This window comes from Mycobacterium simiae, assembly GCF_008370645.1.
In the GTDB taxonomy this organism is placed as follows: domain Bacteria; phylum Actinomycetota; class Actinomycetes; order Mycobacteriales; family Mycobacteriaceae; genus Mycobacterium; species Mycobacterium simiae_A.
The window spans coordinates 1-4,181 of sequence record NZ_VTZN01000278.1; the positions used below are offsets into that span (position 1 = coordinate 1).

3 protein-coding genes and 1 pseudogene are annotated in these 4,181 nt (G+C 63.4%); 2 read left to right on the forward strand and 2 right to left on the reverse strand.

Going from position 1 to position 4,181, the window contains the following annotated elements:
• Positions 1–65 precede the first annotated feature (65 nt).
• A pseudogene (locus F0Q45_RS30370) lies at positions 66–356 on the forward strand (transposase); the annotation flags it as partial.
• Positions 357–822: 466 nt separating this feature from the next.
• Positions 823–1,485: a lytic polysaccharide monooxygenase gene (locus tag F0Q45_RS24665; RefSeq protein WP_262491162.1), complete on the forward strand. Its 663-nt coding sequence runs from the start codon at positions 823–825 to the stop codon at positions 1,483–1,485.
• 112 nt (positions 1,486–1,597) lie between these two features.
• On the opposite strand, the gene cysC is transcribed toward F0Q45_RS24665, so the two are convergent.
• Entirely contained in the window at positions 1,598–3,478 is a 1,881-nt protein-coding gene (gene cysC, locus F0Q45_RS24670) for an adenylyl-sulfate kinase (protein ID WP_149656387.1), read from the reverse strand.
• A partial coding sequence (cysD, locus tag F0Q45_RS24675; protein WP_149656388.1) for a sulfate adenylyltransferase subunit CysD occupies positions 3,478–4,181 on the reverse strand: 704 nt, incomplete at its 5' end. The genes cysD and cysC, both read right to left, overlap by 1 nt.

Consider the following 4,181-nt stretch of genomic DNA (forward strand, 5'->3'; position numbering starts at 1 on the left):
ATGCCGCGGTCGCCGCGGCTCATAGCGTAGACCCTGATCGGTGGCAGGCGGAGTTCTCGGCGGTGCTGGATCGGATCGCGCCGCGTTTTTCCCGTTACGAGCCGTTGCGCCATGCCGGTGAACTCATGGCCGGGATGGTCTCGGGCTTGGACCGCAAGCATTGCTGGACTATCGCCGAGCACCGCGGTGATACCACCCCCGATGGGTTGCAGCATCTGTTGGCACGGGCGAGCTAGGACGCCGACGCGGTTCGTGACGATCTGCGTGATTACGTCGTCGATGCGTTCGGCGACCCGGGTGCGATCTTGGTGGTCGACGAGACCGGTGACGTCAAGAAGGGTGTGCACAGCGTCGGCACCCTTATTGGACCACTCAGCTGGAAATCGCTCACGCGTGATCGAGCCCTCTTCGAACGGCGCAACACGAACCGCGCTGAGGCGAAAGAGAAATTCGGTTTGGGAGCGCCCGATCCGGCGATCGTCAGGAGTGCTGTGCCACATGCTAACTGCTGCATACGTGCCGGTCAGATACCCGCAGGCCATGCGGACCGCAAGGCGAAATATCTTTGATAACAAAATTATTCAGTCACAGCTGCTCGGTAAATCCGTGTTGCGTCGCAACCGAATTAGATTCCAAAACGCTGAAGCCTTAGGTCTTTGACGCGACGCCCCGGCGAGTATACGTTCGTTCATCACAACCAAATAACGCCGGCGTCAAGGCAATGTAGTCGAAACCATAGGGGAGTAAACACAAATGACGAACCGCGCATTATCTATTATCGGAACGGCAGCACTGATTCCGTGTCTACAGATAGTCTTACCGATGGCTACTGCCAGTGCACACGGTTATGTATCCTCGCCGACCAGTCGTCAGGCCCAATGTGCGCAGCGTATTGTCCAATGCGGTGCCATCCAGTACGAGCCACAAAGCGTGGAGGGCGCCAAGGGGCTGCGTAGTTGCAATGCTGGCCTTTCACAGTTCGCCGATCTCAATGACGACAGCAAGCCGTGGCGACCCACGCCGGTGGGTAACACGGCGTCCTTCACCTGGGCGAACACCGCGCTGCATAGGACTGCCGGATGGGAGTACTACATCGGCACGACTAAGATTGCCAGCTTCGACGGCAATAACGCCCCTCCAGGCGCGACCGTCTCGCACACGGTCAATCTCAGCGGGTTCAGCGGTCGTCAAAAGCTGCTGGCCATCTGGAACATCGGTGACACTCCCAACGCGTTCTATTCGTGCGTTGACTTGCAAATAGGTGGTCAAGCGTCTAGCACCACAACGACACCCACGACGACGACACCGTCCGCGACCACGAGCAACCCACCCGGGGCGGCCAAACCCTGGGCCGTCGGTGCCACATATGCGGTAGGGGACACGGTCAGCTACAACGGCAAAACCTACCAATGCCTGCAAGCGCACACCGTCTACGACCCGAACTGGACTCCTACTGGGGCGCCGGCACTCTGGAAAGAGATGTGACGCGGTCCGGTAACCCTCGGCGGCAGCGCCAAGTCGCGCTGCGATCGGGTCGCCGCGCGTCGCCTCGGGGCGGTCCTACAGGTAGCTTCCAACAGCTACCGGGCATCCAGTGTCATGACGTGGGGCGTGGGCTGCGCTCGTCGAGCAGTGCAATGACCTGCGCGGCGAGTTCCTCGACGCTCGCGCCGGCGGTATCGAGCACCAGGTCCGCCTTGTCGGGTGCCTCGTAGGGCGCGTCGACCCCGGTCATACCGGTGATGTTGCCGCTGCGTGCGCGTGCGTACAAGCCTTTGGGGTCGCGCTTTTCGCATTCGGACAGCGACGTGGCGACGTAGACCTCGATGAACGGCAATTTGGCGGCAGCGTTGAGGGCACGGGCGATCTCGCGGTCGGATCGAAGCGGCGACACCAGTGAGGCTAGCGCCACCACGCCGGCGTCGGCGAGCAGGCGGGTCAGATGCCCTACCCGCCTGATGTTTTCGGTGCGGTCACCGGGTGAGAAGCCCAGGTCGTCGGACAATCCGTGGCGTAGGTTGTCACCGTCGAGCAAGTAGGCCAGCCGCCCGGATTCGACGAGCGCACGCTCCACCGCCACCGCAATGGTCGATTTTCCGGATGCCGGCAGCCCGGTGAACCAGATCGTCGCCCCAGGTTGACCGGTGGCCCGCCAGCGATAGGAGCGATCCAAAGATGATGGATGCCAGCGAATGTCGGTGCGTAGATGGGTGCCCGGCTTGACCTCCCGCGCCTCCAGGATGGTGCCGGCGCCGACGGTGTCGTTGGTCGCCTCGTCGATCAGGATGAAAGCGCCGCTGTCTCGGTTGTCGGAGTAGGCATCGGCCACCACGATCGAGCTCGTCCGCAGCGTCACACAGCCAATATCGTTGAGGGCCAGCTCGACTGGGCCGTCCAGTTCGTCCAGCGTCTCCGGGTCCATTCGCGTGTGTAGTTCCTGGACCGTTGCTCGAACCGTTTTGGTGGTCTGTTTGAGCGCCAATCGGTCGCCGGCCCGCAGCGGGGAGTCGGCGAACCAGCACACCGTCGCGTCCAGCTCGCGGGCCAGCACCGGCGCCACAGCGTCGTCGGCGCCGCTGACGAGCACGTCTCCGCGGCCCACGTCGAGGTCGTCGGCCAGCTCGATCGAAACCGACAGTGGCGCAACCGCTGTCGTGCGCTCTTCATCGAGAGTATCCAATGCCGTCACCGTTGAACGGGTGCCTGACGGCAGCGATACGACCGGATCGCCGACACTGAGTGTGCCGGCAGCGAGCCGCCCGGTGTAACGACGGCGGGCATGATCGGTAGGTCGCGACACCCACTGCACCGGCAGCCGCAGTCGCGATGCCTGGGCCTGCGGTGCGGCCAGCTCGATGCCTTCCAGGTACTCCAACAGCGTGGGACCGGCGTACCACGGCGTGTGATCGGAGCGATGCACCACGTTGTCCCCATGCTTGGCCGCAATCGGGATAACCGTGATGTCGACGTCGCCCAGACGTGCGGCCATTCGCCGCAGCTGGTCTTCCACCGCGGCGAACCCGACCTCGTCGAAGTCGATGAGGTCGATCTTGTTCACCGTGGCCACAAAGTGTTTGATGCCTAGAAGCTTTGCGATCCGCGCGTGCCTGCGGGTCTGGCGCAGTACGCCAGCACGGGCATCGACCAGCAGGACCGCCACGTGCGCGTTGGATGCGCCGGTGAACATGTTGCGGGTGTAGCGCTCGTGGCCAGGAGTGTCGGCCAGGATGTAACTACGGGCGTTGGTGGAAAAGAACCGGTACGCAACGTCGATCGTGATGCCCTGCTCGCGTTCGGCGCGAAGACCATCCGACAACGCGGCGAGATCGGCGACACCCTCATCGTCGGTGACAGCCTCCAAATGATCCAGCGGAAGGCTGTCGGTATCATGCATCAGCCGGCCGATCAGGGTGCTTTTGCCGTCGTCCACTGAACCCGCGGTGGCAATGCGCAGCAGTTGGCGCGTCACCACCGTCATCAGAAGTAGCCCTCGCGCTTACGGTCCTCCATCGCGGCAGCAGAAGTGCGGTCGTCGGCGCGGGTCTCGCCGCGCTCGGACACCGTCGCCGCCGATATCTCGGCGATGACGCTCGCGATGTCGTCAGCCGTCGAGCGCACCGCCCCGGTGATGGTTAGGTCGCCGACGGTGCGGTACCGGACCCACTCGACGGCAGCTGTCTCGCCGCTTTGTGGGCTGGTGTATTGCGACACCGCCAGCAGGATGCCATCGCGTTCGAAAACCTCCCGCTGGTGCGCGAAGTAGATCGACGGTAGCTCAAGGTTTTCCAGCTCGATATAGCGCCAGACATCGAGCTCGGTCCAGTTGCTCAACGGGAACACCCGAACCTGCTCACCTTTCTTGATCCGACCGTTGTACAGCGACCACGGTTCCGGTCGCTGCGCACGGGGATCCCACTGGCCGAACTCGTCGCGGAAACTGAGGATCCGTTCCTTGGCCCGGGCGCGTTCTTCGTCGCGGCGGGCACCCCCGAAGGCGGCGTCAAAGCCGCCGGCCTCCAAAGCGTCGAGCAGTGTGCGGGTCTGGGCCCGGTTGCGTGATGCTGCCGGCCCTGGGTCGGGGACGCGGCCGGTGTCAATCGACTCCTGCACCGACGCGACGATCAACTTGTGCCCGTGGCCGGTAATTCTGCGATCCCGGAACTCGATCACCTCCGCGAAGT

Excerpts from the sequence above, each read along its gene's own strand:
- F0Q45_RS24665 (WP_262491162.1), top strand. The coding sequence starts at position 823 with ATGGCTACTGCCAGTGCACACGGTTATGTATCCTCGCCGACCAGTCGT.
- cysC (WP_149656387.1), bottom strand. The coding sequence starts at position 3,478 with ATGACGGTGGTGACGCGCCAACTGCTGCGCATTGCCACCGCGGGTTCA.